This window comes from Bartonella sp. AA81SXKL, from assembly GCF_042196945.1.
In the GTDB taxonomy this organism is placed as follows: Bacteria; Pseudomonadota; Alphaproteobacteria; order Rhizobiales; family Rhizobiaceae; genus Bartonella.
The window spans coordinates 335-610 of sequence record NZ_JBHIRH010000345.1; the positions used below are offsets into that span (position 1 = coordinate 335).

Sequence of the window (276 nt, forward strand, 5' to 3'; positions counted from 1 at the left end):
GCATATCTTCCACCGCCGCTTCAAGACCGTAACGTGCTGCTTCAACGCCTCGCTTATGCCCTCCAAAAAAATCAAGCTCCCAACTTGCATCAAATCCACTACGATACTGGTTCAACGTCTCAGATTGTCCAGAGCCGCTACGCGTTCCTGAAATCGTATTGGACGCACTTGGCAACAAAGATCCCACCACTTGCCCTAAGCTCGCACGTGCTTCACGAACCCGAGCTTTGGCAACCGCAACATCATTATTTCCAGAAATTGCCTCATCCATTAACG

The 276-nt window shown here is 50.0% G+C and carries 1 protein-coding gene; it reads right to left on the bottom strand.

Annotated features, from left to right (window positions below; genetic code table 11):
* Nucleotides 1-276: TolC family protein (locus tag ACFINZ_RS11610; RefSeq protein WP_375701599.1), on the bottom strand; the 276-nt coding region annotated here is incomplete at both ends.